Source organism: Saccharopolyspora antiqui (assembly GCF_052246905.1).
In the GTDB taxonomy this organism is placed as follows: domain Bacteria; phylum Actinomycetota; class Actinomycetes; order Mycobacteriales; family Pseudonocardiaceae; genus Saccharopolyspora.
The window spans coordinates 21,002-36,253 of the sequence record NZ_JBQQBO010000005.1; the positions used below are offsets into that span (position 1 = coordinate 21,002).

The window sequence follows — 15,252 nt, forward strand, 5'->3', positions numbered from 1 at the left end:
CGGAATGTTGTGCTCCCCGGCTGGCGCCGCTCGGCGTGACCGGTGGTCTGGTTTCCGCCTGCCCGGTGGGGTTGGGGTGGTTGGAATCACAATTGTGCTGGTGGGGGTGGGGGTGAGTGCCCGGAAAAGGTGTTGCGCGGGCACTCGTAGAATTCTGCGTGTGACACAAACCCATGCCGCTCAGCAACGTGAACTTCCGTCGACCTGGAATCCGGCCGACGTCGAGGCCGAGCTGTACCAGCGCTGGGTAGCTGCCGGGTACTTCACCGCCGATGCGAACAGCGACAAGCCGCCGTTCTCCATCGTCATCCCGCCGCCGAACGTCACCGGCAGCCTGCACATCGGGCACGCCTTCGAGCACACCCTGATGGACATCCTCACCCGGCGCCGCCGGATGCAGGGCTACGAGGCGCTGTGGCTGCCGGGTATGGACCACGCGAGCATCGCAGTGCAGGCGCTCGTCGAGCGGCAGCTCCGCGACGAGGGGATCGACCACCGCGACCTGGGCCGCGAGGAGTTCGTGGCGCGGGTCTGGCAGTGGAAGGAGAAGCACGGCGGGGCCATCCTGTCCCAGATGCGTCGGCTCGGCGACAGCGTGGACTGGAGCCGCGAGCGCTTCACCATGGATGCCGTGCTGTCCCGCGCGGTGCAGACGATCTTCAAGCGGCTCTACGACGACGGCCTGATCTACCGGGCCGAGCGGCTGGTCAACTGGTCGCCGCAGATGCGGACCGCGATCTCCGACATCGAGGTGGAGCACCGGGAGGTCGAGGGCGAGCTGGTCTCGATGCGCTACGGCGACGGGGAGAATTCGATCGTCGTCGCAACCACCCGGATCGAGACGATGCTCGGCGACACCGCTGTGGCGGTGCACCCCGACGACGAGCGCTACCGGCACCTGGTCGGCACCGAGATCGAACTCCCGCTGACCGGGCGCAAGATCCCGATCATCACCGACGAGCACGTCGATCCCGAGTTCGGCACCGGCGCGGTCAAGGTGACCCCGGCGCACGACCCGAACGACTTCGAGATCGGCAAGCGGCACGACCTGCCGATGCTGACGATCATGGACGAGCAGGGACGGATCGCGCACACCGGCACGCAGTTCGACGGCATGGACCGCTTCGAGGCGCGGGTGGCCGTCCGCGAGGCGCTGAGCGAGCAGGGCCGCATCGTCGCGGAGAAGCGCCCGTACCTGCACAGCGTCGGACACAGCTCGCGCTCGAAGGAGCCGATCGAGCCGCGCCTGTCGTTGCAGTGGTTCGTCAAGGTCGGCCCGCTGGCCGAGGCCGCCGGTGACGCGGTGCGCGATGGTCGGGTCGCGGTGCACCCGCCGGAGATGGCCAAGCGCTACTTCGACTGGGTCGACAACCTGCACGACTGGGCCATTTCGCGGCAGCTGTGGTGGGGCCACCGCATCCCGATCTGGTACGGCCCGAACGGCGAGGTCGTGTGCGTCGGGCCGGACGACGAGCCGCCGTCGGGCGAGGGCTGGCACCAGGACGAGGACGTGCTGGACACCTGGTTCTCCTCGGGCCTGTGGCCGTTCTCCACGATGGGCTGGCCAGCCGACACCGCTGATCTGCGCAAGTTCTACCCGACCAGCGTGCTGGTCACCGGCTACGACATCCTGTTCTTCTGGGTCACGCGGATGATGATGCTCGGGCTGTACGCGATGAAGGATCGCGAGCCCAGCGGTGCCGTTCCGTTCCGGGTGATCGCGCTGCACGGCATGGTCCGCGACGCGCACGGCAAGAAGATGTCGAAATCCGCGGGCAACACGGTCGATCCGCTGGTGTGGATGGACACCTACGGCACCGACGCGCTGCGGTTCACCCTGGCGCGCGGCGCCAACCCCGGTACCGACTCGCCGATCAGCGAGGAGTGGGTGGCCGGGTCGCGCAGCTTCGGCACGAAGTTGTTCAACGCCACCAAGTTCGCCATGATGAACGGCGCGCGAGTGCCGGAGCTGCTGCCCGATCGGGCCGAGCTCACCGACGCCGACCGCTGGATCCTGGACCGCGCCGACCAGGTCGTGTCCGATGTGGACGAACTGCTGGAGGACTTCCAGTTCGCCAAGGCCACCGAGGCGCTCTACCACTTCACCTGGGACGAGTTCTGCGACTGGTACCTGGAACTGTCCAAGGTGCAGCTCGACGCCGGCGGGCGGCGGGCCGAGCAGACCCGCGAGGTGCTCGGGTACGTGCTCGACGTGCTGCTGCGGCTGCTGCACCCGACGATCCCGTTCCTCACCGAGACGCTGTGGACCTCGTTGACCGGCGGTGACTCCGTGGTCGTCGCGGACTGGCCGAAGGCGTCCGGGGCGGTCGCCGACGAGGCGGCGGAGGAGCGGATCCTCGCGGTGCAGAAGCTGATCACCGAGATCCGCCGGTTCCGGTCCGACCAGGGGCTCAAGCCTGGTCAGCGGGTCGCGGCGAAGCTCGGCGGCGTCGCGGAGCTCGGGTTGGCCGACCACGCGCCCGCGGTGCGGGCGCTGGCCCGGATCGCCGAGCCGACCGACGGCTTCACCTCCTCGACGTCCATCGAGGTCGGATTGCCCGATGGGACCGTGTCGGTGGAGCTGGACCTCTCGGGTGCGGTGGACCTCGCCGCCGAACGCAAGCGGCTGGCCAAGGACCTCGCCGTGGCGGAGAAGGAGCTGACGGGCACCGACAAGAAGCTGAACAACCCGGCTTTCCTGGACAAGGCCCCGGCCGAAGTGGTGGACAAGATCAAGGCCCGCCGCGAAACGGCCCAGGCCGACATCGCCCGCATCAACGCCCGCCTGGCAGCCCTACCCCAGCACTGATCACCCGCCCCGGCGCTGATCACTCGGCAGTGTGCCGGGTGAAGGGCACCTTTGACCGGCTTACCCGGTCAAAGGTGCCCTTCACTCCTTTTCGGGTCACGGGTTGGTGGCGGCGGCTACGAAGATCGGTAGGGCGCAGCAGAGGCGGTCGGTTTCGGCGCGGCGGCGTTGTTCGGCGGTCCAGGATTCGGCTTGGGCGGGGGTGATCGCGCCGCTGGCGCGGGCGGCCTCGGCGAGTCCGAGCAGGATCGGCAGGGCCAGGTCGCCGGTGAGCAGTCCGGTGTGGACCCACGTGCTGCGGCATTGGGAGTCGATGGGGCTGCTGGTGCCCGAGCGCGTCGCGGGCCGCCGCCGCTACGGGACGGACGACCTCTACCGGGTCGCGATGATCATGCGGGCCAAGGAGGCGGGGCTGAGCCTCGAAGCGATCCGGGAGATGTTCGCCGCCGCCGATCCGCAGGCCCGGCGGCAGATCATGCACCGCCGTCGTGACGAGCTCCGCCAGCGCATCGCCGAACTGCGGACGTCGCTGGAGCTCATCGAGTGCGCGTTGGACTGCGAGCACGCCGACCTCGCCAGCTGCCCGCACTTCCAGGCGCTGCTGGCCGAGCGGGTCTTCGGCGGCCGGGGTACGGCCGAGACGTAGACTGTGACCTCGACATTCGTCATCCTGCGCTAGGGAGTGAGCACTTGTCCGGCACTGATCCCGCCGCGTTGCACGAGCTGCGCGTGGTGGAGGCCGAGCTCAACGAGCGCTGGCCGGAGACCAAGATCGAACCATCGCTGGATCGGATCCGGGCACTGACCGATCTGCTCGCCGAGCCGCAGCACAGCTACCCGGTGGTGCAGATCGCCGGTACCAACGGCAAGTCGTCGACCTCGCGCATCACCGACGCGCTGCTCAGCGGCCTCGGGCTGCGCACTGGCCGCTACACCAGCCCGCACCTGCAGTTGGCCACCGAGCGCATCAGCATCGATGGTGCGCCGATCAGCCCGGAAGGCTACGTCGAGGCGTACCGGGACATCGCGCCGTACGTGTCCATCGTGGACTCCCGCAGCGATGTTCGGATGAGCAAGTTCGAGGTGCTCACCGGGATGGCCTTCGCGGCTTTCGCCGATGCCCCGGTGGAGGCCGCGGTGATCGAGGTCGGCTTGGGCGGCAGCTGGGACGCGACCAACGTCGCCGACGCGAAGATCGCGGTGATCTGTCCGATCGCGCTGGACCACGCCGAATATCTCGGCACTGACCTCGCGGGCATCGCCAAGGAGAAGGCCGGGATCATCAAGCCCGATTCCATCGCCGTGGTGGCTGCGCAGTCGCCCGAGGCGCAGAAATCGATCATGGACCGGGTCGCCGAGGTGGATGCGACGGTCGCCCGCGAAGGCCACGAGTTCGGCGTGCTGTCCCGGACCGTCGCGGTGGGCGGGCAGCTGCTTCGGCTGCAAGGCCTGGGTGGCGTCTACGACGAGATCTTCCTGCCGCTGCACGGCGAGCACCAGGCGCGCAACGCGGCATTGGCGCTGGCGGCCACCGAGGCGTTCTTCGGCGCCGGTGCCGACCGGCAACTCGACGTCGAACGGGTCCGCGAGGCGTTCGCCAACGTCATCACCCCCGGTCGCCTGGAGCGGGTCCGGGCGGCGCCGACGGTGCTCATCGACGCGGCCCACAACCCGCACGGCGCTCGCGCGCTGGCCGACGCCTTGAGCTCGGAGTTCTCCTTCCGGCGACTGGTCGCCGTGGTCGGTGTGCTCGGCGACAAGGACGCGCGCGGCATCCTGGCCGAGCTGGAGCCGGTGGTCGAGGAGATCGTGCTGACCAAGAACTCCTCGCCGCGCGCGATGGATCCCGACGAGCTCGCGGGCGTGGCCAAGGACATCTTCGGACCGGACCGGATCGTGGTCGAGCCCCGGTTGGACAACGCGGTCGAGACCGCGATCCAGCTGGCCGAGGAGACCGATGAGCCCGGCGAGTCGGTCTCCGGCGGTGGTGTGGTGATCACCGGGTCCGTGGTGACCGCGGGCGAGGCCCGCGCGCTGTTCGGCAGGGAGCCGGCGTGAGCGAGCGGCGAGACACTGGAGCAGTCGTGACCGATCAGTCGAAACCCGAGCCCGGCAAGGGATTGCCGGAGGCGCCGCCCGGCGTGCGCGACCCGTGGAAGGGCCTGCGCGGGATCATGGCGGGCACGCTGGTGCTGGAGTTCATCGCCTTCCTGCTCGCGCTGCCGGTGGTCTGGAAGTCCAACAGCGGGGTGTCCAGCACCGGTTTCGGCATCGTCATCGCGCTGGCGGTGCTGATGCTGGTCGCGGGGTTCGTGCAGCGGCGACCGTGGGGCCTCGGCGTCGCGCTCGCCCTGCAGGTCGTCGCGATCGTGTGCTTCCTGGTGCACCCGGCGATCGGGATCATGGGCCTGGTGTTCGCCCTGGTCTGGGGCTACATCCTGTACCTGCGCCGCGAGGTGGCCCGCCGGATGCGCGAAGGCCAGCTCTACGACCAGCTGGGCCACCCACTCGGCTATCCGCCGGAGCAGACCGACTGAATCTCACCCGGTCGAGACTGGTGCATCATGATGCACCATGACTACACTCGTGTGTATGGCGACGACGAGAACGACGATCACCGTCGATCTGGACCTCCTTGAGGAGATCAAGCGGCGGGCTTTGGATCTGCACAGCACTGTGAGCGAGTTCTTCCAGGACAGCGCGCGAGAGCGCCTTTCACGCATCCATGAGAAGGCAAAGCCGTTCCGGCTCACGCCGGTGGACACGGGCGGCTACCAGCCAGGTGTTGACGTCAACGACAACGCCGCTTTGCTCGACATCATGGAGCGCTAGTGCTGGCTTGCGACGTAAACATCTTCGTTTCCGCTTACAACCGGCAAGACCCACTGCAGCCTGAGTTCGGGGCGTGGCTGGAGAAGGCGCTCAATGGTCCTGAGCCGGTGGGTGTGGCATCCGTGGTGCTGAGTGGCTTCATCCGGATCATGACAAGCAATCGCGTTCTTCGTGAGCCTTTGTTGCCGTCGGCTGCCGTGGATATCGCTGATCACATCATGAATTCAGACCGTGCAGTGAAGCTTGACCCCGGCCCGCGGCACTGGGAGATCTTCACTGAGCTCTGCCGCAAAGCCGACGCGAAGGGCAACCTGGTCCCGGATGCCTACCTCGCGGCCATCGCGATCGAGCACGGTTGTGAGTGGATCACCACTGACCGGGGCTTTTCGCGGTATCCGGGGCTGCGTTGGCGCCATCCCCTGGACTAGCTGGTTCGGTTTTCGGCGCGGATGGTGTCGATTAGTGCGGTCGTGGCGGGGTGCCAGGGTTTGGCCCGCGGCCCGGTGAGCACGAGGCTTCGCTTGACGCGTTGGCGCAGCGGAACCAGCACCAGCCGGTCGTCGAGCATCGCTTCCGCCAGGCCGGGAACCACCGAGACCCCCACCCCGGCCCGGACCATCGCCAGCAGGGTGCCCAGTTCCCGGACCCGGTGGGTCGGTTCGAGGCGTGATCCGGCCTGCCGGTAGGCGTCGCGGACGTGCCGTTCGCAGCCGCCGCAGGACAGCAGGAACGGGTCGTCGTCGAGATCGCGGATGTCGATCTCGTGCTGCCCGGCGAGCGGGTGGTCGCGCGGCAGCAGCGCGTGGAACTGGTCCTCGCCGATCGGCACACCCGCATCCGTCGGCGGGTCGACGAGCACCGCAAGATCGACGGTTGCCGAGGCCAGCCAGTCGGCGACCTCGTCGTCCTCACCTTCGAAGACCCGGATCCGCAGCTGCGGGAACTCATCCCGCCAGCGCGCCAGCAGATCGGGCAGCAGGCCCTGGCAGACGGTCGGCGGCGCGGCCAGCCGCACGGTGCCCGTGGGACGTCCGTCCCGTTGGTCGGCCAGCGCGCGGATGGTGTCGGTCGCGGTGATGGCGGCGCGGGCGTGGTCGAGGATCCGCTCGCCGAACGCCGTGGGCCGGGGCGGGCCCTGGCGGATCAGCACCCGGCAACCCAGGGATTTCTCCAGCGCCGCCACGGCGTGCGAAACGGCGGACTGGCTGATCTGCAACGCGTCCGCGGCGGCGCCGAATCCGCCCTCGTCGGCCACTGCCAGGAACGCGCGGAGCTGCGCGATGTTGATCGACATGAGCAACTCTCATTGTGATTTCAGATTTACTTGTTTGACTCATGATGCCCGGTCGAATGTGATGGCCGAAAGCCGCCGGGATTCGGCGGTGCCGGACGACAAGGTGGTGGCATGGCCGAACGGGTGGCGACGGTTGCGGTGCGCGGCAGCGAGCGGACGAATTGGCTGCCCGGCTTCGTGCTGTTGTCGGCGATCTGGGGATCCAGCTTCGTGCTGATCAAAGTCGCGGTCGACGCCGGGGTCGCGCCGCTGTGGGTGGCGCTGGCGCGCTGCCTCTTCGGTGCCGCGACGCTGTGGGGAGTCTGCGCCGTGCAGCGCGCTTCGCTGCCCCGCGACCTGCGCACCTGGGGACATGCCGCGGTGGTCGCGTTGCTGCTCAACGCCGTGCCGTTCACCCTGTTCGCCTACGGCGAGACGCAGGTCAGCTCGGTGCTCGCCGGGGTATGGAACGCGACGACTCCGTTGACCACGCTCGTCTTCGTCCTCCTGCTGGTCCCGCAGGAGAACCCCACGCCGCGTCGGATCGTCGGGCTGCTGATCGGCTTCGGCGGGGTGCTCGTGGTGCTCGGCGTGTGGCACGGCGTCGGCGGCGGCGTGCTGGTCGGCAGCCTCGCCTGCCTGGGCGCGACCACCTGCTACGGAGCCGGATTCGCCTACACCAGGCGGTTCTTCTCCGGCCGCACCGAGTCGGCGGCCGCGCTGACGACCGTGCAACTCACCTGCGCGACGGCCCAACTCGCGCTGGGTGCGGTGGTATTCGGATCGGTGCCCAGGTGGCCGGGCCTGACGGCCGTCGGAGCTCTGGTGCTGCTGGGTGCGGTGGGCACCGGGCTGGCGTTCCTGCTGAACCTGCGGGTGATCCGCGCGGCGGGCTCGACCATCGCATCGACCGTCACGTACGCGACTCCGCTGTGGTCGACGGCGCTGGGCGCGATCCTGCTAGCCGAGCCGGTCGGCTGGAACACCGTGCTCGGTGGTGCCCTGGTGATCGCTGGCGTGCTGTTCGCCAGATCCGCTCGGTAGGCGGGCGATAGGCAGGTGCGTCAGCCGATGTCGACGACCGCGCGGCCGATGGTCTCGCCGCGCTTCAGGGCGTCGTAGGCGTCCTGGACCTGGTCGAAGGAGTAGTGGCGGCTGATCGTGTCCTGCGGGCGGAGCAGGCCGCGGGCCACCAGGTCCAGCAGGACCGGCATGTCGCGCCGCGGCTTCGCACCGTAGGAGCCCTTGATCTGCAGCTTCCGCCTGGCGATGGTGGCCAGGTCGAATTCACCGGTGGTGCCCCGGGCGGCGATGCCGACCACCACGATCTGCCCGCCCTCGACCACCGAATCCCGCGCGATGTTGAAGGTCGGCACCGCGCCCAGCGCCTCGAAGGCGACGTCCACACCGCGCCCGCCGGTCAGCTCGCGGATCGCTGCCGGGGCGTCCACCTCGGCCGAGTTGACCACGTGCGTGGCGCCGAGCTCGCGAGCTCCGGCCAGCTTCTCCTCGTTGATGTCCACCGCGATGATCATCGACGCGCCGAACACCGCCGCCAGCTGGATCAGCGCCGAGCCGACACCACCGGCCGCGACCACCGCCACGGTGTCGCCGACCTGCACGTTCGCCGCGTGGCGCAGTGCACCGTAGGCCGTCATCGTCGAGCAGCCCACCGATGCGACATCGGCCAGCTCGACGCCCTCGGGAACCGGGTAGACCGAGGTCGCGGGCGTGACGCAGCGCTCGGCCAGACCACCCATCGAGTACATCCACACCGGTTCGCCGTCCGGCCGGAACAGCCGGGTCTCGTCGTCGTAGAGCCGCCCCTTGCCCCGGTTGAACTCGAAGAACCGCTGGCAGATCTCCTCGTTGCCGCGCGCGCACTGCTCGCACTGACCGCACGGCATGATGAAGCTGGTCACCACCCGGTCGCCAACTTCGAGCCCGGTGACGCCAGGTCCGACTTCCGAGATCACCCCGGCGACCTCGTGGCCGAGCACGGTCGGGGTCGGGAACGGCAGCTCGCCCTTGAGCACGTGCAGGTCGGAGTGGCAGGCGCCGCAGGACCGCACGTCGATGGCGACCTCACCGGCCTTCGGCTTGGGATCGGCGAGTTGCTCGATCCGCATCGGCTGGTTCGCGGCGGTGTGCACGGCGGCGCGCATCCGGACCTCCTTGTCAGACCGGCCAGTCGGTTTGACCGTGAAGCTATCGCGCCGATCAGCCCGGCACCAGAGTTCGCCGACACCGGAGATCACCGACGCGCACGACCAATCGGCACCCACCGTTCACCCTCCGGTCGACCAACGGTGATCGAATTGCCGCCTGGCGCGGATAGAAACCGCCGCATGAGCCCCGAATCTGACCTGAACCGGCGCGACCTGCTCCGACGTGGTGCCTCTGTCGGCCTGGCCGCAGCCGGTCTGCTGCTGACCGGCGCCCCGGCCTTCGCGCGCTCGGGTCGTCCGGTCCTGACCCACGGCGTGCAGCTCGGCGACCCCCGGCCGGACGGCGCCGTGGTGTGGACCCGCGCCGACCGGCCATCGCGGATGTTCGTCGAGGTCTCCCGCGACGCCGACTTCCGCCACGCGGTGCGGATTCCCGGCCCGGTCCTGACACCGGAGACCGACGGCACCGGTGAGCTCCGGCTGACCGGCCTGCCGCCGGGGCAGCAGGCGCACTACCGCGTCATCGCCGAAGACCTGGACGGCCGCGTCGAAAGCGAAGCGTTGACCGGTTCCTTCCGCACCGTGCCGCGTGACCGGCGCGACCTGCGGTTCCTGTGGTCCGGCGACGTCGTGGGGCAGGGCTGGGGCATCAACCCGGACCTCGGCGGCATGACGATCTACAACGCGATGGCCGCCCGCAACCCGGACTTCTTCCTGCACAGCGGCGACACGGTGTACTCCGACGGGCCGCTGCAGGAGTCCGTGACGCTGCCCGACGGCCGGGTGTGGCGCAACATCGTCACCCCGGAGAAGTCCAAGGTCGCCGAAACGCTGGCCGAATACCGCGGGCAGTTCGCCTACAACCTGCTCGACGAGAACGTGCGCCGCTTCGCCGCGCAGGTCCCGCAACTCGTGCAGTGGGACGACCACGAGGTCACCAACAACTGGTACCCGGGCGAGATCCTGGACTCCGACAGCTACACCGAGAAGCGGGTCGATGTGCTCGCGCAGCGCGCGTTCCAGGCCTTCCACGAGTGGCAGCCGGTGCGGCGCCAGGACGCGGTGGACGGTCGGGTGTACCGGAAGGTTTCGCACGGCCCGCTGCTGGACGTGTTCGTGCTCGACATGCGCACCTACCGCGACCCGAACTCGGCGGGCACCGCACCGGAGCGCATCCTCGGCGACCGCCAGGCGCGCTGGCTGGTCGACGAGCTCTCCCGGTCCCGCGCGACCTGGAAGGTGATCGCCTCGGACATGCCGATCGGCATCGTGGTGCCCGACGGCGACAAGATCGAGGCCGTCGCCAACGGTCTGCCGGGCGCGCCCAACGGGCGCGAGGCGGAGTTGGCCTGGGTGCTGCAGGAGATCAGCCGCCGGTCGGTGCGCAACATCGTCTGGCTGACCGCCGACGTGCACTACTCGGCGGCGATCCACTACGCGCCGGAACGCGCGGCCTTCGCCGGGTTCGACCCGTTCTGGGAGTTCGTCTCCGGTCCGCTGCACGCCGGTGCGTTCGGGCCGAACGAGCTGGACTCGACTTTTGGTCCGGAACCGGTGTTCGTCAGCGCGCCGACCCGCCAGGGCGCCTCCCCGTTGGAAGGCTTCCAGCACTTCGGCGAGGTCAACATCGACGGCCGGACCGGAGAGCTGCGGGTGGACCTCCGGGACCAGGCGGGGCGCTCGCTGTGGACCAAGACCCTGCCGCCGCAGCGCTGACCAGCCACCATCGAGTTACTGCGGTCCGCTACGTTCGAACGCCGCTGCCGTGGTCAGCGGCGTTCCTCGCGGGAAAGTGCTTCCAGGACTACCGCAGACGAGGAGGTGAGCAGCGGTCACCACTGCCCGACTTCTACATCGGTGCCCACGCAGCTGTGAGCCGACTCCGTCTGCTGACGCGCGATGCACGCCGGTATCGCACGTACTTCCCGAGCGTCGAGTTGATCGCACCGGACTGAGGCAGGGCCGTCGGTCGGTGTGCCACCTGCATCGATACGCTGATTGGCAAATCGGGCGCGGTGCACCGTGGCACCCGGCGCCGAAGGTAGTGAGGAGAGACAACCGTGAGCGAGCGCACCCTGGTCCTGGTCAAGCCCGACGGTGTCGAGCGCGGGCTGGTCGGCGAGGTCATCAGCCGCATCGAGCGCAAGGGCCTGAAGCTGGTCGCGCTGGAGCTGAAGAACGTCGACCGCCAACTCGCCGAGCAGCACTACGCCGAACACGACGGGAAGAGCTTCTTCGGCTCGCTGATCGAGTTCATCACCTCCGGCCCGGTCGTGGCCGCGTGCGTCGAGGGCCCGCGCGCCATTTCGGCGTTCCGGCAGCTGGCCGGTGGCACCGACCCGGTGGACAAGGCCGCGCCGGGCAGCATCCGCGGTGACTTCGGCCTGGAAGTCCAGTTCAACCTCGTGCACGGCTCCGACTCCGCCGAGTCGGCCGAGCGCGAGCTCAAGCTGTGGTTCCCGGAGCTCTGACCGAATTGACCGGGAGCAACATCGACGCCGACGGCTTCATCTCCGGGCCGCACCGGGTGGACACCCCGCACCCGGACCTGGTGGACGCGCTCGCGGACCTGTGGGGACGGGTCACCGTCGCGGGCGGCGCGGTCGGCTTCAGCCCCACCGATTCGATCGATCAGCTGCGCGCGGCGGCCGCCTCGCTCGTCGAGGACGTCCGCGGCAAGAAGGTGCACCTGATCACCATCGGCCAGCAGCACGTGCTGGTCGGTCTCGCGGTGCTGCGACAGCGTCAGCTGCCGGTCCGCAAGCACACCGGTGAGCTCGTCTGGCTCGCCGTCGATCCCGAGCTGCAGGGCAAGGGCTGGGGCAAGAAGCTGCTCGATGCGGTCCTGGTGCAGGCGCAGGCGATCGGCCTGGAGAAGCTGGACCTGGTCACCCGCAGCGGGCACGACCTGGAGCGCTTCTACGAGGCCCAAGGCTGGGTCGAGCGCGGCCGCTGGCCGGGCGCGGTGCGGGTCGCCACCGGCGACGACCGGGACGAAATCTGGTTCACCCGCGACGTTTGAGCGAGCGCCGATTTCGCGCGAAATCGGCGTCTCCGCCACTCACGTCCACGCACCGGTCAGGCCCTGAGCCGCGCCTGCGATGTGCCGGAATCGCCCGCTTCCCTTCGGCAGGGGGCGAACCTCTACCCTGGCCGGGTGCGTGTGGAGTCCGTTTTCGACAGGTTGGAACCGCTGTTGCCGCGCGTCTCCAAACCCGTGCAGTACGTGGGTGGCGAGCTCAACGCGACGGTGAAGGCGTGGGACGACGTCGCCGTTCGGTGGTGCCTGATGTACCCCGACGCCTACGAGGTCGGACTGCCCAACCAGGGCGTGCAGATCCTCTACGAGATCCTCAACGAGCAGCCCGATGTGCTGGCCGAACGGACCTACTCGGTGTGGCCGGACCTGGAAGCGCTGATGCGCGAACACGGCATCCCGCAGTTCACCGTGGACGCCCATCGCCCGGTCGGTGCCTTCGACGTGCTGGGCATCAGCTTCGCCACTGAGCTGGGCTACACCAACCTGCTCAGCGCACTCGACCTCGCGGGAATCCCGCTGCACGCCGTCGACCGCACCGATGATCATCCGATCGTGTTGGCGGGCGGACACGCCGCGTTCAACCCCGAGCCGATCGCGGACTTCCTGGACGCGGCCGTGCTCGGCGACGGGGAAGAAGCCGTCCTGGAGATCACCGAGGCCATCCGGCGCTGGAAGGCCGAGGGGCGGCCAGGTGGCCGGGACGAACTGCTGCTGCGGCTGGCCTCCTCCGGCGGCGTCTACGTGCCCAAGTTCTACGACGTCAGCTACCGCCCGGACGGTGCGATCGACCAGGTGGTGCCCAATCACGAACGGGTGCCCTACCGCGTCTTCAAGCGCACCACCATGGAGCTCGACGACTGGCCGTACCCCAAGCAACCGCTGGTGCCGCTGGCCGAGAGCGTGCACGAGCGGATGAGCGTGGAGATCTTCCGCGGCTGCACCCGCGGCTGCCGGTTCTGCCAGGCCGGGATGATCACCCGGCCGGTTCGGGAACGGTCCATCGAGGGCATCGGTGAGATGGTGCAGCGCGGTCTGGCGGCCACCGGCTTCGAAGAGGTCGGACTGCTGTCGCTGAGCTCGGCCGACCACTCCGAGATCGCCGAGATCACCAAGGGCCTGGCGGACCGCTACGAGGGCACCAACACCGGGCTGTCGCTGCCGTCGACGCGGGTGGACGCGTTCAACATCGACCTGGCCAACGAGCTGTCCCGCAACGGCCGCCGCTCCGGACTGACCTTCGCGCCCGAAGGCGGTAGCGAGCGGATCCGGCGGGTGATCAACAAGATGGTGTCGGAGGAGGACCTGATCCGCACCGTCTCGGCCGCGTTCGCAGGTGGCTGGCGGCAGGTCAAGCTGTACTTCATGTGCGGGCTGCCGACCGAAACCGACGACGACGTGCTGCAGATCGCCGAGATGGCCAAAGAGGTCATCCGGGCCGGTCGGCAGGCCACGGGACGCAAGGACATCCGCTGCACCATCTCCATCGGCGGTTTCGTGCCCAAGCCGCACACACCGTTCCAGTGGGCGTCGCAGACCGACCCGGACACGATCGACGACCGGCTGCGCAAGCTGCGCCAGGAGATCAACTCCGACCGCGGTCTCGGCCGCAACATCGGCATGCGCTACCACGACGGCAAGCCCTCCCTGATCGAAGGGCTGCTGTCCCGGGGCGACCGCCGGATCGGGCGGGTGATCGAGCGGGTGTGGCGCGACGGCGGCCGGTTCGACGGCTGGAACGAGTACTTCTCGTTCGAGCGCTGGGTTTCCTGCGCCGCTGCCGAATTGGTGCCGCTGGGCGTGGACGTGGACTGGTTCACCACTCGGGAGCGCGGCGAGGGCGAGGTCCTGCCGTGGGACCACCTCGACTCCGGGTTGGACAAGGAGTGGTTGTGGGCCGACTGGCAGGACGCGCTGGACGCCCGCGAGCAGGACGACTGCCGGTGGACGCCGTGCTTCGACTGCGGTGTGTGCCCGACCATGGGCACCGACATCGAGATCGGCCCGACTGGGCGAAAGCTGCTGCCGATCTCCCCGGTCGGCCAGGGCGCTCCGGTCCGCAACCCGGCCTTCACCAACGGCTGACGGACGGGCGGTCCGCGGAACAGGGGATCCGGGCACTACGGTCGGTCGAGCACTCGGTGCGGGGTTGGCCGCCAGGGTACGGTCCTTCGAAACATGACCCGCAGGTGTTGTGGCACTGCGGTTGAGCAAGCAAGCACCGGCATCGGAACCGGTCGACCACGACCGCCGATGACGATCACTGGTCGGGGAGGACATCCTGAGTCGGCGAGATCATCCCAATCCCTCGGCGCCACCCGTGCAGAAGCTGCGGCTGCGCTACGCCAAACGGGGGCGGCTGCGATTCACCTCGCACCGGGACGTGGCGCGCACCTTCGAGCGCGCGCTGCGCCGTGCCGGGGTTCCGATGGCGTATTCGCAGGGCTTCAGCCCGCACCCGAAGGTGTCCTGGGCGGGCGCGGTACCCACCGGCGTGTCCAGCGAGGCTGAGTACGTGGAGCTCCAACTCGTCGAACGACTCGACCCGGTGGTGCTGCGCGACGAGCTCAACGCCGCGCTGCCCGACGGCATCGACGTGCTCGACGCGGCGGAGGCCGCGCCGGGCGCGCTGGCCGACCGGCTGGGCGTGAGCCGGTGGCGGATCGATCTTCCCGGCACGGACGTCGGCGAGCTGCGCGACGCGGTGGCGGCGCTGATGGCCGCCGAAAGCGCTCCGGTGGAGCGGATGACCAAGGACGGCCACCGCACCATCGACGCACGAGCGGCGCTGGTCAGCGCGGCGGTTCGGGACAGTGGTCAACCGGTCGCGCAGAGTGATCGAAATTCGGCCTCGACCGCCCGGGTGGACGATTGGCCGAAGGCATCGGAACCGTATGGGATACTTGTAACGGTCGTGCGGCAGACAACACCGGTCGTACGACCCGACGACGTACTGAGCGCCCTGCGTGTCGTCGCCGGTCTGGCACCGTCGGCCGCCGCGAGCGCGACCCGGCTGGAGCAGGGTCGGCTCGACGACGGGGGAGGCATTGCCGACCCGTTGGCCCAGGACTCAGGCGGCGACCGAAGTCCGGCGGGAGAGCCCGTGGCCGGGTGACGGACGGCGCGGACGTCG

Annotated in this window: 14 protein-coding genes; 12 read left to right on the top strand and 2 right to left on the bottom strand. The window is 69.2% G+C overall.

What is annotated here, in order from left to right; all coding sequences use genetic code 11:
- Positions 1 to 160 precede the first annotated feature (160 nt).
- From ACTWQN_RS10545 to ACTWQN_RS10570, 6 genes are all read left to right on the top strand, one after another.
- Positions 161 to 2,809 carry a valine--tRNA ligase gene (locus ACTWQN_RS10545; RefSeq protein WP_443203204.1) on the top strand — a complete coding sequence of 883 codons (2,649 nt, stop codon included), beginning with the start codon at positions 161 to 163 and terminating at the stop codon, positions 2,807 to 2,809.
- 268 nt (positions 2,810 to 3,077) lie between these two features.
- Entirely contained in the window at positions 3,078 to 3,455 is a 378-nt protein-coding gene (locus tag ACTWQN_RS10550) for a helix-turn-helix domain-containing protein (protein ID WP_443203205.1), read from the top strand.
- A 44-nt stretch (positions 3,456 to 3,499) separates the two neighbouring features.
- On the top strand, positions 3,500 to 4,867 hold the full coding sequence (folC, locus tag ACTWQN_RS10555) for a bifunctional tetrahydrofolate synthase/dihydrofolate synthase (protein ID WP_443203206.1): 1,368 nt from the start codon (positions 3,500 to 3,502) through the stop codon (positions 4,865 to 4,867).
- Between the two features lie 26 nt (positions 4,868 to 4,893).
- Positions 4,894 to 5,346 carry a DUF4233 domain-containing protein gene (locus ACTWQN_RS10560; RefSeq protein ID WP_443203207.1) on the top strand — a complete coding sequence of 151 codons (453 nt, stop codon included), beginning with the start codon at positions 4,894 to 4,896 and terminating at the stop codon, positions 5,344 to 5,346.
- 55 nt (positions 5,347 to 5,401) lie between these two features.
- The gene (locus ACTWQN_RS10565; RefSeq protein ID WP_443203208.1) at positions 5,402 to 5,641 is read left to right on the top strand and encodes a ribbon-helix-helix domain-containing protein; all 240 of its coding nucleotides are present in this window, start codon (positions 5,402 to 5,404) and stop codon (positions 5,639 to 5,641) included.
- On the top strand, positions 5,641 to 6,069 hold the full coding sequence (locus ACTWQN_RS10570) for a type II toxin-antitoxin system VapC family toxin (RefSeq protein WP_443203209.1): 429 nt from the start codon (positions 5,641 to 5,643) through the stop codon (positions 6,067 to 6,069). Before ACTWQN_RS10565 ends, ACTWQN_RS10570 begins: the two co-directional genes overlap by 1 nt.
- On the opposite strand, the gene ACTWQN_RS10575 is transcribed toward ACTWQN_RS10570, so the two are convergent.
- Positions 6,066 to 6,935, bottom strand: a complete 870-nt coding sequence (locus ACTWQN_RS10575; RefSeq protein WP_443203210.1) for a LysR family transcriptional regulator — start codon at positions 6,933 to 6,935, stop codon at positions 6,066 to 6,068. The two genes, ACTWQN_RS10570 and ACTWQN_RS10575, sit on opposite strands and share 4 nt — an antisense overlap.
- Before the next feature lie 111 nt (positions 6,936 to 7,046).
- Here ACTWQN_RS10575 and ACTWQN_RS10580 point away from each other — a divergent pair, with 111 nt between their 5' ends.
- Positions 7,047 to 7,958, top strand: a complete 912-nt coding sequence (locus tag ACTWQN_RS10580) for a DMT family transporter (RefSeq protein ID WP_443203211.1) — start codon at positions 7,047 to 7,049, stop codon at positions 7,956 to 7,958.
- A 20-nt stretch (positions 7,959 to 7,978) separates the two neighbouring features.
- Here the strand turns inward: ACTWQN_RS10580 and ACTWQN_RS10585 are convergent, their stop codons facing one another.
- Positions 7,979 to 9,079 carry a zinc-binding dehydrogenase gene (locus tag ACTWQN_RS10585; protein ID WP_443203212.1) on the bottom strand — a complete coding sequence of 367 codons (1,101 nt, stop codon included), beginning with the start codon at positions 9,077 to 9,079 and terminating at the stop codon, positions 7,979 to 7,981.
- Between the two features lie 183 nt (positions 9,080 to 9,262).
- On the opposite strand from ACTWQN_RS10585, the gene ACTWQN_RS10590 reads away from it, so the two are divergent.
- The 5 genes from ACTWQN_RS10590 (at position 9,263) to ACTWQN_RS10610 (ending at position 15,234) form a co-directional block, all read left to right on the top strand.
- Positions 9,263 to 10,798, top strand: a complete 1,536-nt coding sequence (locus ACTWQN_RS10590; RefSeq protein WP_443203213.1) for an alkaline phosphatase D family protein — start codon at positions 9,263 to 9,265, stop codon at positions 10,796 to 10,798.
- Between the two features lie 344 nt (positions 10,799 to 11,142).
- Positions 11,143 to 11,553 (top strand): nucleoside-diphosphate kinase, encoded by a 411-nt coding sequence (gene ndk / locus ACTWQN_RS10595; RefSeq protein WP_443203214.1) that lies wholly within the window; start codon positions 11,143 to 11,145, stop codon positions 11,551 to 11,553.
- A 5-nt stretch (positions 11,554 to 11,558) separates the two neighbouring features.
- Entirely contained in the window at positions 11,559 to 12,104 is a 546-nt protein-coding gene (locus tag ACTWQN_RS10600) for a GNAT family N-acetyltransferase (protein WP_443203215.1), read from the top strand.
- A 135-nt stretch (positions 12,105 to 12,239) separates the two neighbouring features.
- Positions 12,240 to 14,204, top strand: a complete 1,965-nt coding sequence (locus ACTWQN_RS10605; protein WP_443203216.1) for a TIGR03960 family B12-binding radical SAM protein — start codon at positions 12,240 to 12,242, stop codon at positions 14,202 to 14,204.
- Positions 14,205 to 14,439: 235 nt separating this feature from the next.
- Complete coding sequence (locus tag ACTWQN_RS10610; protein ID WP_443203217.1) at positions 14,440 to 15,234, top strand: TIGR03936 family radical SAM-associated protein; 795 nt, start codon at positions 14,440 to 14,442, stop codon at positions 15,232 to 15,234.
- Positions 15,235 to 15,252 lie beyond the last annotated feature (18 nt).